The sequence below is a fragment of the Pseudomonas sp. TSRC2-2 genome (assembly GCF_049897785.1).
Classification (GTDB): domain Bacteria; phylum Pseudomonadota; class Gammaproteobacteria; order Pseudomonadales; family Pseudomonadaceae; genus Aquipseudomonas.
In genome coordinates this window covers 1-16946 of the sequence record NZ_JAFCWZ010000016.1, presented here as the reverse complement: position 1 = coordinate 16946, position 16946 = coordinate 1, and the positions used below count along the sequence as shown (strand labels likewise).

Below are 16946 nucleotides of genomic sequence, written 5' to 3'. Positions count from 1 at the left end.
CCGCGAGGGCGCCGGGCTGCATTGAGGTGACTCATGAAAGTTATCTACACGGACAAACCGGGCAAAGAGCGCGGCGTGTGCTACCGCCTGCTTAGTGAATTCTTCGGTGTTATTGGCACCGCCACTGAGGTGGTCATCGAGGGTGATGCGCCTGGAATTTACGATGCATACGAAGCGGCGGGCGTCAAAGTTTCGGAGGGCAAGGAGCCAGAAAGCACCGAAACCGACCCTCTGAAAATGAAGGTGCCGGAGCTGAAAGAATGGCTGACCGAGAAGGGCATTGCCTTTGACCCGTCCGCCAAGAAAGAAGACCTGCAGGCCCTGGTGCCAGCGGAATAAGGACAAGCACATGACTGACTTCATCACCGTTGCCGACGTTGACGCTTCGCTGGGTCCTGGCTGGGCCGGCACTGGTGATCCGGTCCTTGCTGTGACCATGGCCAACGCCTGGCTCACGGCCAAGATCAAGCGGGTTGTTCCTGATCCGGTTCCGACCGAGATCAAAACAGCCGGCGCCCAGGTCGCCAAGGAGGCAGCGGCGGGCAAGTTGTACACGGCAACGCAGAAGGAAGTGCAGAGCAAGATGGTTTCGGCTCAGTCCGGCACATCCGTGAGCAAGACCTACGTGGCCGGATCTACCGATCAGTCGGCGGGTGTGAACTTCGCCCTGGCGCTGCTGGAGCCTTGGATCAAGCGCTCCGGCGTGATGATGCTGAAAAGGATCTGATCATGAGTATTCGCGGGGAGATTCAGGCCGAAATGGCTGAGGCGTTCGACGATCCTGACGGCCTCGCTGACGCGGTCAAGCCGGTGACCGGTGTGCGTAAGGTCGCGGGCGAGTATGACCCCGACCTGGGCGGCGAGACGCCGGAGACCACCATCACTTACATGGGGCGCGGCGTCTTGGGCAGCTACCTGTCCAAGGAAATCGACGGCTCACTGATCCAAACCACCGACAAGAAGCTACTGGTGCTGCAAAACGAGCTGTTCGTTTCGGAGGCGGGCTTGCCAACAACTGCGCCGGCCGAGCCCGCCATCGGCGATATCGTCAACGGGTTGCGGGTGATGAACGTGTCTGCGGACCCTGCCGATGCAACGTGGACGGCACAGCTGAGGAAATGATGTGGCGAGCAAATATGCGAGCATGAACGGCAGCTTCGCCGAGAGCATCCGCGACTTCGCCGAGCGAGCGAAGGGCGGAATCGACGCAACCATCCGCGAGATCGTGATCGAGATCGGCAGCAGCGTTATCCGCATGTCACCGGTGGGAAATCCTGAAATCTGGGCAGCGAACGTTGCTCACCGCCAGACCAACACCCGCGCAGCCGACGACTACGACTTCAAGGTCGCGGTGCGCAACACGATCATCAACCTCAACGAATCGAACTTCACGAAGGCCGGCAAGCTCCGGCGGGGTGTTAAGTATGCCAAGCCTCTGACGAAGACCGAGCGCGACCAGAATTTCAATGTGAATGGCCTGGTGGCAGGCAAGGATTACGTCGGCGGGCGGTTTCGTGGGAACTGGCAGCTTTCCATTGGCACGCCGGCGGAGGGCACGCTTGATCAAGTGGATCCCGCAGGCAGCGTGACTTTGGCCAAATTGCGCCTTCAGGTCCAGGCACTCACCGCGGGCGAGACTGCCTACATCGTGAATAACCTGCCATATGCGGTGCCACTAGAGTACGGCCACTCCAAGCAGGCACCGGGCGGCATGGTGCGCGTCACCCTGGCCCGTTTTCAGCAGATCGTAGACGAAGCCACAAGGAACAACCGGGTATGAGCCACGCCATTATTGCCTCGATCTACGAGGCCAAGCTCATTGCCTGGAGCAAGGCCCGGTCGGAGCCGATCAAGGTTGTGTTCGAAAACGTCCAATACGACCCGGCCGACGGCGAAACCTATCTGCGGGCGTTCTTGCTGCCGGGCGATACCGCGAGCGGCACGCTCGCCGGCGACCACCGCGCATTCATCGGCGTCTACCAGGTCAACATTGTGGCGCCGGCGGGCACCGGCAAGGCGAAGACCAACCCGCTTGTGGCGGAGCTGACCATGCTGTTCCCGCTTTATGCGCGAGACAAAAAAGCAGGCCTCACCGTTGTGACGATGTCGCCAGTTGACCCTGGCCCAGGCATTTCTGATCCACCCACATACACTGTGCCGGTGTCGTTCGAGTATCGAGCTGACATCGCCACTTGAATACGCCCGTTGGGCATACCCCGAAACCCGCCTCTGTGCGGGTTTTATCATTTCTGCACAGAGGAAACAAACATGGGCTTTCGACTCCCCAACGGCGCCACCCTTCAAATTGCTGCGGCGTATGGCGCTGCCATTCCGGTAACCGCACTGAGCAACGCCAATCCTGCCGTAGCGACGGCAGCGGCGCACGGCCTCAGCGATGGCGACATCCTCGCCGTGACGTCGGGCTGGACTCGCCTCAATGACCGTGCAGCGCGTGTCTCGGACAGCCTGACCGGTTCTTTCGCACTGGAAAACATCAACACCACCAACTTGCAGCCATACCCGGCTGGCTCCGGCGTCGGATCGGTGCGCGAGGTGACCGGCTTCGTCGAGATCTCCCAAATCACCGACGTGACCACCAGCGGCGGCGATCAGCAGTTCCTGACGTTCGGCTTTCTGGCTGACGATGACGACCGCCAGATCCCGACCACGAAGAACCCGATCAGCATGTCGGTGACGGTTGCAGATGACCCGGCTCTGCCGTACGTGCCTGTGGTTGAGGCTGCTGACGAGGACAAGGTCACCCGCGTATTGCGCCTGAACCTGCCGAATGGCGACGTCATTCTGTACAACGCCTACGTGACCATAACCTCGACCCCCGCACTGTCCCGCAACAATCTGATGACCCGCGTTATCAGCCTGTCGCTGGCTGGTCGTCCAACCCGCTATTCTGCGGTGGTGTAAGCCATGGCCAAATTCAAGATTGCCCAGAATCCAACCTTCAAAGCCGACGTGGATATTCCCCGTGTCGGCGGTACCACGATCAAAGTGCCGTTTGAGTTCAAGTATCGCGATCGCAAGGAGCTCGCAAAGCTTTTCGCGGGCTGGCAGGAAAGCGCGAAGGAAGACCAGGAGCGCTTCAAGGCCAAGGGGGACGAACTCACTTTGATCGAGATCACCGACTCTCACGTCGAGCGGCAGATCGAGCAGGTCACCCAATTGGTCATGGGCTGGGGCTTTGAAGACAAATTGAGCCCCGAATCGATTCGCGCCTTGGTGGAAACCTCGGCCGGCGCCGGTGACGCGATTGTGGATGCTTACCAAAAGGCATTCTCGGCGGCCCGACTGGGAAACTGACGAAGGTCGCCCGCCTGATGTACGAGCCTGGTCCTTCTGAGGCGGATCTGGCGGCGTTCGGCTTGTCCATCTCTGACATTCCCGAGGAAGAGTGCGAAGTGTTGGCCGAAAACTGGCCGGCCTTCGTGCTCTTCAACGCCATGTCCACTCAGTGGCGCACCGGCATGGGCGGGGCTACCGGCCTTGATTACACAGCTCTTCGAGACGTCTCCGACTTTGTCGGCACCTCCAGAAAACAACTCAGAGAGATTTTCCCAGACCTTCAAGCAATGGAGGTCGAGGCCCTGCTCGTCATGAGCGAATCGAAGTAATGGAGCACTCATGTCGGGCACAATCGCGCAATTAGGCATCGAGGTAAATTCGGGCGATGCCGTCCAGGCCGCGACGGATCTGGACCGCCTGACTCAGGCTGGCACCAAAGCCGAGAAAGCGGCCGAGGGAGTGGCCGCTGGCTTCGACAAAGCGGCGACTGCGTCCACTGGACTGGCTACGGCCGAAGGCAAGCTATCCGAATCCACCGAAGACGCTATGAAACGCCTCACGGCCATGGCCAAGGCGTCGCTTGATTCGAGCGAGTACTACCAGACCCTCACGACCAGCGTAAATACCAACGCGGCGGCGCTAGAGAATTCCAGTTCCTCGGTGAGCAGCTTGGCCGCGCTACAGCGGCGACTGCAGGCTGAGTCGGATGCGCTGGTCGGCACCACTGACCGGCAGGCCGAAGCAGCGAAGAAGGCGGCAGCAGCGACAGGTGTTCAGGCTGAAGGGCTTCAGGCTCTGCTGGCCAAGATCAATCCGGCCATTGCCGCGCTCGACAAGCTCGATCAGCAGCAGGCGCAGTTGCAGAAGTACAAGGCTGCTGGGCTAATTGATGCTGACACGTTTCGGGAGTACTCCGCCCGTATCGATGCCTCCCGGCAGAAGTTGGGCGACTTTGATGAAGGTCTGAAAAAAACCGGTGCCAGCTCGAAACAGACCGAAACGGCGCTGCGGCAGCTTCCTTCGCAGTTTACGGACATTTTCACCAGCCTGGCCGGCGGTCAGAATCCGCTGATGGTATTGATCCAGCAGGGCGGCCAGATCAAGGACTCGTTCGGCGGTATCGGTGAAACCTTCGATGTATTGAAGGACAAATTTCGCTCGCTGTTCACTGGCGGCGCCGGAGCTGCGGTGCTGGGGGAGTCTCTCGCAGGCATCGCGACCAACGCCAAGGGTGTCGCAGAGAATGCGAGCGAGGCGGGCGAAAGCCTTTCTGATTTAGCCGAAAGCTCGAACACTGCCGCGGAGGCCGCAGAGAACGCGCAAAAGGCTGTTGGCGCTATTGGTCCAGCGGTCAGTGGTGTGACGTTTAGTGTCGCGGGGATGGCACTAGCTGTGGTCGCAGCAGCTGCTGCACTGGGTACACTGATCTACGGCTACAGTCAGGGCAGCAAAGAGGCTGATGAATACAATAAGGCGCTGATCCTGACCGGCAATGCCGCCGGCACATCTGCCGACCAATTGGCTGATTTGGCGCAACAGGTGAGCGCGACAAACGGCACCACCAGCGAGGCTGCTGCGTCTCTTGCAAAGCTGGCTGCGAGTGGTGTGATTGCGGGTGGCAGCTTCAAGGACATCGCTGATGCGGCGGCAGCCATGGAGGACGCGACCGGTAAATCGGTCGACGCAACCATCGCAGAGTTCGTCAAGATCGCCAAGGATCCGGTAGCTGCTGCGAAAGAGCTGAACGATCAATACCATTTCTTGACTGCCTCGGTTTACTCGCAAATTGTCGCGCTCAAGGAGCAGGGCGACACGATTGGTGCGGCGAAACTGCTGACGGACACTTACGCCGAAACAGTGAAAGGGCGATCTGGGGAAATCACTCAGAACCTTGGAACTATCGAAAAAGCATGGAAAGGCATCACGGATGAAGCCAAGAAATCACTAGATGCGATCAAAAATATCGGTCGCGACGAAGGCCCAGCCAAACGGATTGCCGAACTAACGCAGAGTGTGGCTTTTGCACAAAGCGCGCTCAAGGCGGACCCTGATGACACTGACGCCAAAAAGAAGCTTGATGAATCAAAGCTAGAGCTTGATTTCCTCGTCAAGCAGCGTGACACGCAGGATGCAATAAACAAGGCTCAGGCTCTCTACCAGCAAACCCAGGACAAGGGCCAGGACTCTCAGCGAAAATTCGATGCGCGCGAAAAGTCTTTTCGGACGAACAAGCAAAAGCGTGACGATGAGTTAAAGGAGCTTGAACAAGAGCAGGCTGCAATCCGCAAAGCCAATCCGAATGACCCTCGTCTTGCTCAAGACCGGGTTGATTTGCAGCGCGCGAACATCAACTCCAAATACAAGGACCCTAAAGCATCATCGACCGGCGCTGTCGACCTCACCGGCTATAACAACGCCCAAAACGCGCTCAAGGAAATACAGGCCGAATACGCGAACACCCAGAAACAACTGGATGCCGCACAGAAGGCCGGGCTGATCTCGCAGCAGGAATATCTGCTGAAGCGCGAAGCGTTGATCGGCAACGAGAGGGACGAGGTCACGACGGCTTATGAGGCTGAGATTGCGGCGCTTGAAGCGGCGAAGGCCAAGGCCAGCACCACGGCCGAGCAGCGTATTCAGATCGACCAGAAAATCGAAGATGCGCGCGCGGATATGGTCCGGGCACAAAAGGCGGCGGACAGCGAACTGGATGTGCTGGCGAAGAACGAACAAGGCCGGCTCAGGAAGCAGGAGCAGGCGGTTCAAACCTACACCAACGCATTGCAGCAGCAAGTTGATACCTTGCGCGAACAAGGCCAGCGTGCCGCTGCGGGACTTGGCCAGGGAGACCGGCAGCGAGGCCTGACGGATCAGCAGAACGCCATCGACGACCGCTTCAACTCGCAGAAGCTCGATCTGGCCAACCAGTATGGCGACGGCTCGCGCGGCATGAGCCTCGACGAGTACACCCAAAAACTGGCGGCGCTCAAAGCCACGCAGAAGGATCTGCACGACACGGTTCAAGCCAACTACGACGAGATGACGGCAGCCCAGGGCGACTGGAGCGCGGGCGCATCGTCGGCGTGGCAGAACTACCTGGAGTCCGCCCGCGACGTTGCCGGGCAGACCAAAAGTCTGTTCACCAACGCCTTCAGCTCAATGGAAGACGCGGTCGTAAACTTCGCAATCACCGGCAAGGGATCGTTTTCGGATTTCACCAAGTCGATCTTGGCGGACATGGCGCGGATCGCGACCCGTCAGGCCAGCTCTGCGTTGCTGAGCAGCCTCGTCGGTGCTGCCACCAGTTACTTCACTGGCGGAGGCGGCGGTAACGGGCTGGCGGCAGGATCTGCCGGCGCGACGTCGTCGAACCTCGGCGCCTCACAGGCGGGCTATTCGTCGGCCTATTTGCAGGCTGATGGCGGAGCTTGGGCGAATGGTGTGCAGATGTTCGCCAACGGCGGCGCCTTCACTAACTCCATCGTAAGCAAGCCGACAGCCTTTGGTATGGCTGGTGGCGGGCTTGGGGTGATGGGCGAGGCAGGGGAGGAGGCAATCATGCCGCTGACCCGAACCGCTGGCGGGCAGCTTGGCGTTCGCGCAATCAGTGGCGGCGGAAGTGGTGGTGGCAACGTTTACAACTTCCCTGTCGCGGTATCGGTGCAAACCCAAGGCGGTGGCGGCGCGGCCAGCACGGAAGACACAACACAGCTTGGCAAGGGCATTCAGCAGGCAGCGAAAGTCGAAGCTGAAACCGCGATCGCCCGAGCGCTGCAACCCGGCGGCTCAATCTGGAAACTCACGAACGGGAGGGGCTGATGGCCATCGAGACATTCACCTGGCCGACCCAGCACGGTGACGCGCCCGAGATCTTGTATCGGGTGCGCACCGCGCAGTTCGGCGACGGCTACAAACAGGAAGTTGGCGACGGCCCGAACAACAAGGAAGACGCGTACCCGATCACCTACAGCGGACCTCAGGCCAAGGTGCTGGAAATCATGTCGTTCCTTGATCGGCACGCGGGCGCTAAAGCCTTCCTGTGGACCACGCCACTGGGCCAGCTTGGCCGGTTTACCTGCAAGAACCCCGTACCCACTCCGGTGGGCGGCGGCGTTTTCAAACTCACCGCCACGTTCGAGCGGGCATTTCATCCATAAGGGGCAACCATGCCGCTGATCAGTGACATCCAGGTGCTTGAGCCTGGCAGCGAAGTGCTGCTCTTTGAATTGGACGGCACGGAGTACGGCGCGGACGTGTTGCGCTTCCACGGGCACGCGATACCGCACACACCGGCCGAGTTGATTGCCGCCGGCGCCGATGCCGACCAGTTGCCGGCGAAGGCGATCTACTGGCAGGGAAACGAGTACAGCGCCTGGCCAATGCAGATCGACGGCATCGAGGCGAACGGCGACGGCACGGCGGTTCGGCCGACACTGTCCGTCGGCAACGTCAACGGGCGTATCACCGCGCTCTGTCTGGCGTTCGAGGATCTCCTCGAGTTCAAGCTGACGATGCGGCACACGCTCGGCAGCTACCTCGACGCGGCGAACTTTCCGGCAGGCAACCCAACAGCTGACCCAACCCAAGAAACGATCGAGGTCTGGTACATCGACCAGAAGACGAACGAGGACGGGGAGACGGTCAGTTGGGAGCTGGCCAGCCCGGGAGACGTCGGCAATGAGTCAATCGGCCGGCAGGCTACGACGCTTTGCCACTGGTGTCTCACCGGCGGCTATCGCGGGCCGAACTGCGGCTACACCGGCCCGTACGTCACGAAGGACGGCGTCGTTACCGACAACCCGGAACTTGACGAGTGTGACGCCACGCTTGGCAAGGGCTGCATTCCGCGCTTCGGCGAGGGTAACCCGCTGCCGTTTGGCGGCTTCCCGGCTGTTTCCCTGATCGCACGGAGCTGACATGCGAAAGCACATCTTGAATGCGATCCAGGCGCACGCGGCGGCCGAGTACCCGAAAGAGTGCTGCGGGCTTTTGCTGGCGATCGGTCGAAAGCAGCAATACTTCCCCTGCAGCAACATCTCGACCGAGCCGAACGAAGAGTTTCGAATCGATCCAGAGCAATACGCCGCAGCCGAAGACGTCGGCGAGGTGATCGGCGTCGTGCACTCGCATCCTGACGCTACCAGCCGCCCTTCACCGCGCGATCTTGCCATGTGCGAGGCGACCGCGCTGCCATGGCACATACTCAGTTGGCCGGAAGGCGACCTGCGCACCATTGTTCCCAACGGCGAAGTACCGCTGCTGAAACGGCCGTTCGTGCACGGCGCTTGGGACTGCTGGCAGGTCTGCGCCGATTGGTACAAGCGCGAGTGGGGGCTGGAGTTCGAAGCCTTCAAGCGCGCCGATGGCTGGTGGGAGAGCAAGGACAACACCAGCCTGTACGAGGCGAACTACGAGGCCGCCGGCTTCTATCGGGTCGACCAACCCCAGCGCGGCGACATGATCGTGATGGAAGTGGGGCGGACGGTTTATCCGAACCACGCTGGCATATTCCTCGGCGCTGATCCAGCTCTGCCTGGTGAAGATGCCGCCACGTTTGGCCCCGGCCCGTTCCTGCTGCACCACCTGTACGGCAGGCCGTCAGAGGTCATTGTCTTTGGCGGGCCTTGGCTCGACCGGACACGCTTGATTCTTAGGCACAGAGACGCAATAAAACCCAATTGACGCGGCGCGGCCGCTGGAGACGACATGGGAAGGACAGTTGAAATAGTGCACTACAAAGTGGAGAAGTTCACTTTGACGCAGAGCGAACTTATTGCTGCTTTGAAGGAAAAGTACGGAGATGATTCCGCGTTCGAAGAGGGGCGATTAATCTCGGTTTTCTGCTCGACGATGTTTCCGGCGGGACCGGAGGGGCGAGATACTGAAATCTCCTTTGAGACGAGGCTGGGTGAAGCGGCAGGGGCCGCTCCAGCCTGAGGACACTATTTGTCCTCGAGTTCCGCAACTCGCTTATGGAGCGCGACTACCGCTTTCGCCAGGTCTTCGATTGCAGCATTCGCCGCCTTCGCAAACTCCTGCCCTTGATGATCCTGAGGAGCGAACCTCAGCATACGGTTTGCGTTTTGTTCGGCGGATCGCAAAATTTGCTGCAGCTGCGTTGCACTCATATTGACCTCCAGGTCATAAACGCGCCGAATTTGGCGCAATCCCAGTCCTTGGGCTTGCAGGCAAAGGACTGGGGAATCCGTTGCGTGAGGGCAAGAGGCTACTATCAGGGATCGGTGGGGCGTTACTGGTGATGTATCCACGCTGGATGCTTGGACAGCTCCGGGATTATGTCTAGACTTCGCTGGTGCTACCATTCCGGCCTGTCTACAAGGGATTCATGATGAAACTTGATAAAGAGTTAGTGCGCGAAATACTCCTTGCTGTCGAGGCTCATGATGAAGCTCAGGGGTGGATGCAACTAAAGATCGATGGGAGATCCGATAAGGATGTCTCTTATCACGTCATGCTTCTTGATGAGGCAGGCTTGCTTTCTGGAATTAGCTTGGGCGGCCTCAATCATTTCGAATGGCAACCAAAACGTCTCACCTATCAGGGGCATGAGTTCCTGGATACCGTACGAGACGGAGAGGTGTGGAGGCGAACTAAGGAGGGGGCGGAAAAGGTTGGCGGGGCCGGCCTCGGGATGCTTGTCGAACTTGGCAAGGCGTATGGAAAGCAGGTTTTCAAAGAGCGGCTGGGCATTGAGCTGCCGTGAAGATCAAAATCAATTGAGGAAATGACATGCGTCTTTTGATAGGAGCGCTGGCGGTAGCGCTGTTGGCGGGGTGTGCGACTTCGCCGGTTCCGGCCGACAAGGCTGATCCAGTGCCGAGCAATCGGCTTTTCGCCTTCAGTGGGAAGTCTGAATCCCAGCTTGTTGTTACGCGCGACAGCGGCCTATATGGATCCGGCTGCAATTACCGGCTGTACATTGATGGAGCCCTGGCAGCTGAATTCGCCTCAGGCGAGGTGGCTCGGTTTGGAGTAAAAGCCGGAAAACATATCCTTGGAATCAAGCCGAGCGCCGCATGTGGTGGATGGGGCTTAGTTGAGCGCGAGGTCGATGTAAAAACCGGTGAGACGGTCAGGCGTCGAATCACGCTGTCGGGCGACAATTTCGACATTTCACCCACGGCAATTTAAATGCATTCCCAAGCCCGCATCAGCGGGCTTTTTTGTGCCCGGAGAAGAACATGGCTGACGTTGCAGCTGTTTACAATCCAATGACCACGATCCTTCTGTCTGGCTCATTGGCCAAGAAGTTTGGGCGAGTCCATCGTCGTCAAGTGGACAGTAAGCGTGTTTGGGAGGCCTTGAAGGCGTTGAAGGTGACGCTGGAGGGTTTTGAAGATGAGATCCGGCGTCTTGATCGGCTAGGGATGCGATTCGCCATCTTTCGCAATCGGAAGAACGAAGCGGTAGAGGGTTTTGATCTGGGTGGTACTCGTGAGGTCCGAATCGTCCCAGTCGTCTCGGGCAGCAAGCGCGCCGGGTTGATGCAGACCGTTTTGGGAATCGTGCTAATCGCCATTGGCTTTTTCGCCTACGGGTCTACCACGGCTCAAGGTGCGGCATTGATCGCAGGCGGTATCGCCTCGACCGCAGGCGGCGTGATCCAAATGCTCAGTCCACAAGCAAAGGGGCTCTCGCAAAGCGCATCCCCCGAAAACGCCCCGTCCTACGCCTTCGGCAGCGCCAAGAACACCACAGCCAGCGGCAACCCGGTTCCGATCTGCATCGGCGAACGCCGGTGGGGCGGGATGATCATCTCGGCCTCGATTCTGGCTGAAGACAAAGCGTAACATTCAGGGCCTATGCATTAGGATATGCTCAGGAAAATTGGGAGGTGATCACATGGCTTATGGCGTGCGGCTTGTTACTGCAGATGGCGAAGAATATAAGATGCCAGGCTGGTCGTTGAACTTGGAAACTAATCCTCCATGCGTGTTTAAGGGCGGTAGCAAAATAGATCTGCCGTGGAAGGGCCTTGAAGTAAAGGTCACCAACGAGGAGCTTGCTGAGATCCGCAGGCAATTTGAGCTTGCCGAATCACCATAAATTTATCGGATACACGAAAACCCGCCACTGAGCGGGTTTTTTTATGCCTGGAGGAAAGCATGGGCGCAGCAGCACAGATCGATATCCGCGGCGAGAAGGGCGGCAGCAGCAAGCCGAAGTCGCCGACCGAAGCCAGCGACAGCCTGCGCTCGACCAACCTGGCCAAGCTGCTGATCGCCGTGGGCGAGGGAGAGTTCGACAGTGTCCCGACCGATTACGACATCTACCTGGACAACACGCCGATCCGCGATGCCAGCGGCAACTACAACTTCCCGAACGTGAAGTGGGATTGGCGGCCGGGCTCGGTGGATCAGACTTACATCCCAGGCATTCCGTCCGTCGAGAACGAGACGTCGCTGAACATTGAGCTGCGCAGCGATTCGCCGTGGGTGCGCTCGATTACCAACACCCAGCTTTCCGCCGTGCGCATGCGTTTGGCCTGGCCGGCGCTGCAACGCTCGGACGATCAGGGCAACGTCGGCGGCTACCGGATCGAATACGCAATCGATGTGGCCACCGATGGCGGCGCTTATCAGCAGGTGCTGGTGGACGCCGTCGACGGCAAGACCACCACGCGCTACGAGCGCTCGCGCCGCATCGACCTGCCTGATGCAACCACCGGCTGGCAGATCCGCGTGCGCCGCCTGACGCCGAACCAGAATACCAACAAGATCGCCGACACCATGCTGGTTGCCGGTTACACAGAGGTGATCGACGCCAAGCTGCGCTACCCGAATACCGCACTGCTCTACATCGAATTCGACGCCGAGCAGTTCACCAACATCCCGGCCGTCACCGTGAAGTGCAAGGCGCGCCGCTGGATGGTGCCGAGCAACTACGACCCGATCCTGCGCACCTACACCGGGACGTGGGACGGCTCGATGAAATCGGCTTGGACCAATAACCCGGCGTGGATCACCTACGGCATCTGCACTGAAGACCGCTTCGGCCTGGGCAAGCGCATCAAGCCGTTCATGGTCGATAAGTGGGAGCTGTACCGCATTGCCCAGTATTGCGACCAGCTGGTGCCGGACGGACTGGGCGGGCAGGAACCGCGCTTCCTCTGCGACATGAACCTGCAGGGCAAGGCCGATGCGTGGTCGCTGCTGCGCGACATCTCGGCTATTTACCGGGGCATGACGTACTGGGCGCAAGGTCAGCTGGTGATGCAGGCGGACATGCCGCGCGCGCAGGACTTCGACTATGTCTTCACCCGGTCGAACGTGATCGACGGCAAGTTCTCATATGGCAGTGCCTCGGCGAAGACCCGGTACACCCGGGCGTTGGTCAGCTATGACAACCCGGCGAACAACTACGACACCGATGTGATTCCGTTCGCTGACCTGGATCTGCAGCGCCGCTATGGTGACCGGCCGACCGAACTGAGCGCTATTGGCTGCACCCGTGCATCCGAGGCCCAGCGCCGTGGCAAGTGGGCGATCCTCAGCAACAACCAAGACCGCACCGTGTCTTTCAAAACGGGCATGGAAGGCGTTATTCCGCTGCCCGGCCACATCATCCCGGTGGCGGATTCGCTGCTGGCTGGTCGCGAAGTAGGCGGCCGGATCTCGGCGGTGGCGGGGCGGGTGCTCACGCTCGATCGCGACACCCAGGCCAAGGCCGGCGACCGGCTGATCATCAACCTCCCCGGCGGCCGCGCCGAAGGTCGCACAGTGCAGAGCGTCAACGGCCGCGCGGTGACAGTCACGGTCGCCTACAGCGAGTCTCCGGTGGCGCAGTTGCAGTGGGCGCTTGATGCCGACGATCTGGCCATTCCGCTGTACCGAGTGCTGCGCACCAAGCGCACCACCGAGGGCGACTACGAGATCAGCGCGCTTCAGTTCGAGCCGAGCAAGTTTGCTTTCATCGACACCGGCGCACGCCTGGAGGAACGCCCGATCAGCGTGATCCCGATCACCGTTGTGCCGGCGCCGGCGAGCGTTTCGTTGTCGTCGACTTCTTCGGTCGTGCAGGGGTTGGCCGTGGCCACCATGACGATCACCTGGCCGGTCGTGGACGGTGCGGTCGGTTACGACGTCGAGTGGCGCAAAGACAGCGGCAACTGGATCAAGCTGCAGCGCACCGGCATGACCAACCTGGACGTGGTCGGCATCTACGCCGGCGCCTACGTGGCCCGCGTCCGTGCGGTGAGCGCCTTCGACATTACGTCGCCGTGGCGCAACTCGATCCTGACCAACCTCAGCGGAAAGCAGGGGCTGCCGCCGGCGCTGGCTTTCCTGACCGCTACGCCGCTCCTGTTCGGCATCTATCTGAAGTGGGGTTTCCCTGCTGGCGCCGAGGACAGCCAGCGCACGGAGATCTGGTACGGGCCGACGATTGATCTGGAAGCCGCGACCAAGCTGACAGATCTGGCCTATCCGCAAAGTGATTTCTCCATGCTCGGACTGCGCGCCGGTGTGACCTTCTATTTCTGGGGGCGCATCGTCGACAAGATCGGCAACATCGGTCCGTGGTATCCGATCGGGCTTGGCGTTCAGGGGCAATCCAGTTCTGAAGCCAGTCCGATATTGGAGATCATCAAGGGAGAAATCGGCCGCACGGAATTGGGCCAGGACATCCTTGACGAGATCGACAAAATCCCGGGCCTGCAGGCGCAGATCGATGCGCTCGACGGCCTGAAAGGCTACGACCCGGACGCCACCTACGAAGAGTACGACCTGGTGGTGCAGGGCAAGCGGATCTACCAAGCCACCGGCCCGGTACCGATCGGAACTCCTCCGCCGAATCCGCTCTACTGGCTCGATGTCGGGCAGACCGTTGAGACTGCGAACGGTCTTGCCCAGCAGGTGGCAACCAACACCGCCGAGATTATCGAGCTCGACGGAGAGGTCACTGCTCAAGCCACGGCCTTCGAAGCCCTTCGCGCCTCCTACCGAGACGATGACGGCGCTGGCGATCTCGCGGACGCGATCAAAAGCTACACCAGCACTGCGGCGATCGCTTCCGAATCGAAGGTTAGAGCCTCCGAGAACGAGGCAATGGCAAGGCGTGTGACGACCTTCGACGCGAAGATTGGTGAGAACGCGGCGAACATCACCGAGCTTGAACAGGTGGTGGCCACTAACGAATCGGCGACCGCGACGAAGATCGAGCAGCTCAATGCTTCCGTCGGGCAAAACTCTGCGGCCATTCAGCAGACGTCAACAGCCTACGCGGACACCGCCGGCAAGCTGAGCACGATGTGGTCGGTGAAAATGCAGGTTACGGCGAATGGGCAGTACGTCGCGGCGGGCATTGGCCTCGGGATCGAGAACACCGGCGCCGGGCTCCAGAGCCAGTTTCTGGTCAGCGCTGACCGCTTCGCCATCGTCAACACCATTGCCGGCGGCGCCATTGCGGTGCCGTTCGCTGTGCAGGGCGGGCAGGTGTTCATGAATGCTGCGTTCATTCAGGACGCATCGATCGGAAACGCCAAGATCGGCTTCTTCATTCAGTCTGACAACTACATCGCCGGTGTTCAGGGCTGGCGTATCGACAAGGCTGGCAACTTCGAGCTGAACAGCCCGTTGGGCGGTGGCGCTCGTCAGGTCATCAACAACAACGGCGGCAAGGTGTTCGATGAGAACGGCGTGAAGCGCTATCAGTGGGGGAATCTGAACGCATGAGTTATGGCATGAGGATATGGGGCGCCGACGGGTCGCTCCAGTTGGACGAGAACTCGTTCACGATACGAGTCGCGCTTTCAGTCCAGGTGACCTTCGCGCTTGGGGCGAGCAAAGGAACGCAGGACTTCGCCGTTCCCGGTGTAGGCCCTGGCAACGGGACGGCAATCGTCATTCCGATCGGTACCTATTCGCAGAATCAGATGCAGTTCGAAACCGAGATGCTCGACGGAGTCGTCCGCGTCTACAGCTACACCCGGACGTACGCGGCGAGCACCACGTCGTCTGGAACCATGCGCTTGATAGTAATGAGGTGGAGCTGATGAGCTACGGCGTTCAGTTCACAAACAACAATAACGTCGTGACTTTGGATTCAGAGTTTGCACGACTGATGGTCATCGCTTCAGGGCGATACGCACCGAACCAAGAGTCTGGGCTTGGATCGGTTACCACGTTCGCGCGGCCGGTCACATCCCAAGAGCCACCGCTTGTATTCGTACGACCGGACACTATCAACGGAGTGGCGGGACTTTGCCGCATGAGTCTTATCGGCTCTGCGGGCAACTGGACTGGCTTCTATGTCAGGGCATACGACGTCAGCGTTACCGGGTTGAATGGGCGTTATTTCGTTGCCGCCTTTGGGGCTCAGCCTGTCGCTCAATACGGGATGCGTTTGTGGGATGGCGCCAGCAAGCTGCTGTTTGACTCGGGCACTCCGAACGCAACGTTTACCCGAGCATTCCAGAACTGGACGTATGTTCGCTACGACACCACCCCTCAGGGCCTGACGCGAATCTTCTACAGCGTCCCGTTCAACTTCCCTGAGAACGAGTACATGTTGCTCAACACATTCGGCATGCCAATGACTTCGGGGAGCGGCATCCCTCGCGAACTTTATTGCTGGTGGGATTTCCCCAACAGCACGCTCTACGCCATCACCATCGCGGCATCGAACCCCTTCGCTTTCTTCCTGCCGGCAGTGTTTGCAAAACAAGCCGCATAACCCATTTATAGGACGCACTCCATGCCCTGGTATAAGACGGGAACGGTCTCTGTCACCCAAAATTCCAATGCGGTGATCGGCACAGGCACTGCTTTCATTGCCAACAGCCGGGTCGGCGATGGTTTTCGCGGGCCGGACGGTCGCTGGTATGAGGTGACCAACATCGCCAGCAACACTGCATTGTCGATCTCTCCGAACTACGAAGGCCCGACAGTGGCTGGCGGTTTTTACTCGATCATGCCGGTGCAGGGTTATCAGAAAGATCTGTCTGACCAGGTGCGCACCATCCTCAATAACTACGGGGAGAAGCTGGCGGCGCTCGGCACCACTGGCAACTACGACATTTTGCCGGCCAGCAAGGGCGGTACCGGAATCAACGATCTTTCAATTTTCATTGAGGGATTGTTGAGTGCTGCCGATGCGAGCGCTGCGCGATCAACCCTTGGCGCGGCCAAATCGGGCGCCAACAGCGACATCAATTCCCTGTCGGCTCTGACCACAGCGCTTTCTGTGGCCCAAGGCGGAACCGGCGGTAAGAATGCTCCTGACGCTCGCACCGGGCTCGGCCTGGGAACTGCTGCTGTAGCGGCAGTGCTTGGCACGGTCTCACAAAACGCCGGCGTTCCTACTGGTGCAATTTTTGAATCCGGCTCGAGCAGCGCCGGATCATGGGTGAAGTTTGCGTCAGGTCTGATGATCACTGCGCAATATCTTGGTCTCACCCCCGGCTGGTCGGCAGTGGCAGCGAACCGCTTTTCCGGGCCAATAGTCGGCAATATGCCCGCATTGTTTTCCGCCGCACCGCTGCTTTTTGTTCAAGTGCGAGACCCTTCTGCGGCGGGACGTGCAGCATGGTGCCCCTTGGCAGAAGCCACCAACGGCAACACGTTCAGTCTGTTTCTCGCCTCCCCGGCATCGTCGACTGTTACTTCGAGCGTGGCATTCAATATTTTTTC

22 protein-coding genes are annotated in these 16946 nt (G+C 59.6%); 21 read left to right on the top strand and 1 reads right to left on the bottom strand.

Annotated features, from left to right (window positions below; all coding sequences use genetic code 11):
• The first annotated feature begins 33 nt into the window (after positions 1-33).
• The 13 genes from ACP7D9_RS27270 (at position 34) to ACP7D9_RS27210 (ending at position 9234) form a co-directional block, all read left to right on the top strand.
• Entirely contained in the window at positions 34-339 is a 306-nt protein-coding gene (locus ACP7D9_RS27270) for a HeH/LEM domain-containing protein (RefSeq protein WP_426160152.1), read from the top strand.
• Positions 340-349: 10 nt separating this feature from the next.
• Positions 350-727: a hypothetical protein gene (locus ACP7D9_RS27265; RefSeq protein ID WP_426160151.1), complete on the top strand. Its 378-nt coding sequence runs from the start codon at positions 350-352 to the stop codon at positions 725-727.
• A gap of 2 nt (positions 728-729) precedes the next feature.
• Positions 730-1122, top strand: a complete 393-nt coding sequence (locus tag ACP7D9_RS27260; protein WP_426160150.1) for a hypothetical protein — start codon at positions 730-732, stop codon at positions 1120-1122.
• A gap of 22 nt (positions 1123-1144) precedes the next feature.
• Positions 1145-1780: a hypothetical protein gene (locus ACP7D9_RS27255; RefSeq protein ID WP_426160220.1), complete on the top strand. Its 636-nt coding sequence runs from the start codon at positions 1145-1147 to the stop codon at positions 1778-1780.
• Entirely contained in the window at positions 1777-2196 is a 420-nt protein-coding gene (locus tag ACP7D9_RS27250; RefSeq protein WP_426160149.1) for a phage tail terminator-like protein, read from the top strand. Before ACP7D9_RS27255 ends, ACP7D9_RS27250 begins: the two co-directional genes overlap by 4 nt.
• Positions 2197-2268: 72 nt before the next feature.
• Positions 2269-2922, top strand: a complete 654-nt coding sequence (locus tag ACP7D9_RS27245; RefSeq protein WP_426160148.1) for a phage tail protein — start codon at positions 2269-2271, stop codon at positions 2920-2922.
• 3 nt (positions 2923-2925) lie between these two features.
• Positions 2926-3315: a phage tail assembly chaperone gene (locus tag ACP7D9_RS27240; protein ID WP_426160147.1), complete on the top strand. Its 390-nt coding sequence runs from the start codon at positions 2926-2928 to the stop codon at positions 3313-3315.
• A gap of 17 nt (positions 3316-3332) precedes the next feature.
• The gene (locus tag ACP7D9_RS27235) at positions 3333-3626 is read left to right on the top strand and encodes a DUF1799 domain-containing protein (RefSeq protein WP_142579744.1); all 294 of its coding nucleotides are present in this window, start codon (positions 3333-3335) and stop codon (positions 3624-3626) included.
• Positions 3627-3636: 10 nt separating this feature from the next.
• A complete protein-coding gene (locus tag ACP7D9_RS27230) occupies positions 3637-7116 on the top strand; it encodes a phage tail tape measure protein (protein ID WP_426160146.1) in 3480 nt (1159 codons plus the stop codon).
• Positions 7116-7454, top strand: coding sequence for a phage tail protein (locus tag ACP7D9_RS27225; protein WP_426160145.1), 339 nt, complete (start codon positions 7116-7118; stop codon positions 7452-7454). The genes ACP7D9_RS27230 and ACP7D9_RS27225 overlap by 1 nt, the downstream gene beginning before the upstream one ends.
• Before the next feature lie 9 nt (positions 7455-7463).
• Complete coding sequence (locus tag ACP7D9_RS27220; protein ID WP_426160144.1) at positions 7464-8213, top strand: phage minor tail protein L; 750 nt, start codon at positions 7464-7466, stop codon at positions 8211-8213.
• Position 8214: 1 nt separating this feature from the next.
• Positions 8215-8979 carry a C40 family peptidase gene (locus tag ACP7D9_RS27215; protein WP_426160143.1) on the top strand — a complete coding sequence of 255 codons (765 nt, stop codon included), beginning with the start codon at positions 8215-8217 and terminating at the stop codon, positions 8977-8979.
• A 24-nt stretch (positions 8980-9003) separates the two neighbouring features.
• On the top strand, positions 9004-9234 hold the full coding sequence (locus ACP7D9_RS27210) for a hypothetical protein (protein ID WP_397479016.1): 231 nt from the start codon (positions 9004-9006) through the stop codon (positions 9232-9234).
• A gap of 5 nt (positions 9235-9239) precedes the next feature.
• On the opposite strand, the gene ACP7D9_RS27205 is transcribed toward ACP7D9_RS27210, so the two are convergent.
• A complete protein-coding gene (locus ACP7D9_RS27205) occupies positions 9240-9425 on the bottom strand; it encodes a hypothetical protein (RefSeq protein WP_085731192.1) in 186 nt (61 codons plus the stop codon).
• 221 nt (positions 9426-9646) lie between these two features.
• Between ACP7D9_RS27205 and ACP7D9_RS27200 the strand changes: the two genes are divergently transcribed.
• From ACP7D9_RS27200 to ACP7D9_RS27165, 8 genes are all read left to right on the top strand, one after another.
• A complete protein-coding gene (locus ACP7D9_RS27200; protein WP_426160142.1) occupies positions 9647-10021 on the top strand; it encodes a DUF2513 domain-containing protein in 375 nt (124 codons plus the stop codon).
• A gap of 26 nt (positions 10022-10047) precedes the next feature.
• Entirely contained in the window at positions 10048-10449 is a 402-nt protein-coding gene (locus ACP7D9_RS27195) for a hypothetical protein (protein WP_426160141.1), read from the top strand.
• Positions 10450-10499: 50 nt separating this feature from the next.
• On the top strand, positions 10500-11108 hold the full coding sequence (locus ACP7D9_RS27190) for a tail assembly protein (protein WP_426160140.1): 609 nt from the start codon (positions 10500-10502) through the stop codon (positions 11106-11108).
• A gap of 52 nt (positions 11109-11160) precedes the next feature.
• On the top strand, positions 11161-11364 hold the full coding sequence (locus tag ACP7D9_RS27185; protein WP_426160139.1) for a hypothetical protein: 204 nt from the start codon (positions 11161-11163) through the stop codon (positions 11362-11364).
• Between the two features lie 59 nt (positions 11365-11423).
• Entirely contained in the window at positions 11424-14990 is a 3567-nt protein-coding gene (locus ACP7D9_RS27180; RefSeq protein ID WP_426160138.1) for a host specificity protein J, read from the top strand.
• Between the two features lie 8 nt (positions 14991-14998).
• Positions 14999-15310, top strand: a complete 312-nt coding sequence (locus ACP7D9_RS27175) for a hypothetical protein (protein ID WP_426160219.1) — start codon at positions 14999-15001, stop codon at positions 15308-15310.
• Positions 15310-15990, top strand: coding sequence for a hypothetical protein (locus ACP7D9_RS27170; protein WP_426160137.1), 681 nt, complete (start codon positions 15310-15312; stop codon positions 15988-15990). The genes ACP7D9_RS27175 and ACP7D9_RS27170 overlap by 1 nt, the downstream gene beginning before the upstream one ends.
• A 21-nt stretch (positions 15991-16011) precedes the next feature.
• On the top strand, positions 16012-16946 hold a 935-nt coding region (locus ACP7D9_RS27165; protein ID WP_426160136.1), incomplete at its 3' end, for a hypothetical protein.

Excerpts from the sequence above, each read along its gene's own strand:
- ACP7D9_RS27270 (WP_426160152.1), top strand. The coding sequence starts at position 34 with ATGAAAGTTATCTACACGGACAAACCGGGCAAAGAGCGCGGCGTGTGC.
- ACP7D9_RS27265 (WP_426160151.1), top strand. The coding sequence starts at position 350 with ATGACTGACTTCATCACCGTTGCCGACGTTGACGCTTCGCTGGGTCCT.
- ACP7D9_RS27260 (WP_426160150.1), top strand. The coding sequence starts at position 730 with ATGAGTATTCGCGGGGAGATTCAGGCCGAAATGGCTGAGGCGTTCGAC.
- ACP7D9_RS27255 (WP_426160220.1), top strand. The coding sequence starts at position 1,145 with ATGAACGGCAGCTTCGCCGAGAGCATCCGCGACTTCGCCGAGCGAGCG.
- ACP7D9_RS27250 (WP_426160149.1), top strand. The coding sequence starts at position 1,777 with ATGAGCCACGCCATTATTGCCTCGATCTACGAGGCCAAGCTCATTGCC.
- ACP7D9_RS27245 (WP_426160148.1), top strand. The coding sequence starts at position 2,269 with ATGGGCTTTCGACTCCCCAACGGCGCCACCCTTCAAATTGCTGCGGCG.
- ACP7D9_RS27240 (WP_426160147.1), top strand. The coding sequence starts at position 2,926 with ATGGCCAAATTCAAGATTGCCCAGAATCCAACCTTCAAAGCCGACGTG.
- ACP7D9_RS27235 (WP_142579744.1), top strand. The coding sequence starts at position 3,333 with ATGTACGAGCCTGGTCCTTCTGAGGCGGATCTGGCGGCGTTCGGCTTG.
- ACP7D9_RS27230 (WP_426160146.1), top strand. The coding sequence starts at position 3,637 with ATGTCGGGCACAATCGCGCAATTAGGCATCGAGGTAAATTCGGGCGAT.
- ACP7D9_RS27225 (WP_426160145.1), top strand. The coding sequence starts at position 7,116 with ATGGCCATCGAGACATTCACCTGGCCGACCCAGCACGGTGACGCGCCC.
- ACP7D9_RS27220 (WP_426160144.1), top strand. The coding sequence starts at position 7,464 with ATGCCGCTGATCAGTGACATCCAGGTGCTTGAGCCTGGCAGCGAAGTG.
- ACP7D9_RS27215 (WP_426160143.1), top strand. The coding sequence starts at position 8,215 with ATGCGAAAGCACATCTTGAATGCGATCCAGGCGCACGCGGCGGCCGAG.
- ACP7D9_RS27210 (WP_397479016.1), top strand. The coding sequence starts at position 9,004 with ATGGGAAGGACAGTTGAAATAGTGCACTACAAAGTGGAGAAGTTCACT.
- ACP7D9_RS27205 (WP_085731192.1), bottom strand. The coding sequence starts at position 9,425 with ATGAGTGCAACGCAGCTGCAGCAAATTTTGCGATCCGCCGAACAAAAC.
- ACP7D9_RS27200 (WP_426160142.1), top strand. The coding sequence starts at position 9,647 with ATGAAACTTGATAAAGAGTTAGTGCGCGAAATACTCCTTGCTGTCGAG.
- ACP7D9_RS27195 (WP_426160141.1), top strand. The coding sequence starts at position 10,048 with ATGCGTCTTTTGATAGGAGCGCTGGCGGTAGCGCTGTTGGCGGGGTGT.
- ACP7D9_RS27190 (WP_426160140.1), top strand. The coding sequence starts at position 10,500 with ATGGCTGACGTTGCAGCTGTTTACAATCCAATGACCACGATCCTTCTG.
- ACP7D9_RS27185 (WP_426160139.1), top strand. The coding sequence starts at position 11,161 with ATGGCTTATGGCGTGCGGCTTGTTACTGCAGATGGCGAAGAATATAAG.
- ACP7D9_RS27180 (WP_426160138.1), top strand. The coding sequence starts at position 11,424 with ATGGGCGCAGCAGCACAGATCGATATCCGCGGCGAGAAGGGCGGCAGC.
- ACP7D9_RS27175 (WP_426160219.1), top strand. The coding sequence starts at position 14,999 with ATGAGGATATGGGGCGCCGACGGGTCGCTCCAGTTGGACGAGAACTCG.
- ACP7D9_RS27170 (WP_426160137.1), top strand. The coding sequence starts at position 15,310 with ATGAGCTACGGCGTTCAGTTCACAAACAACAATAACGTCGTGACTTTG.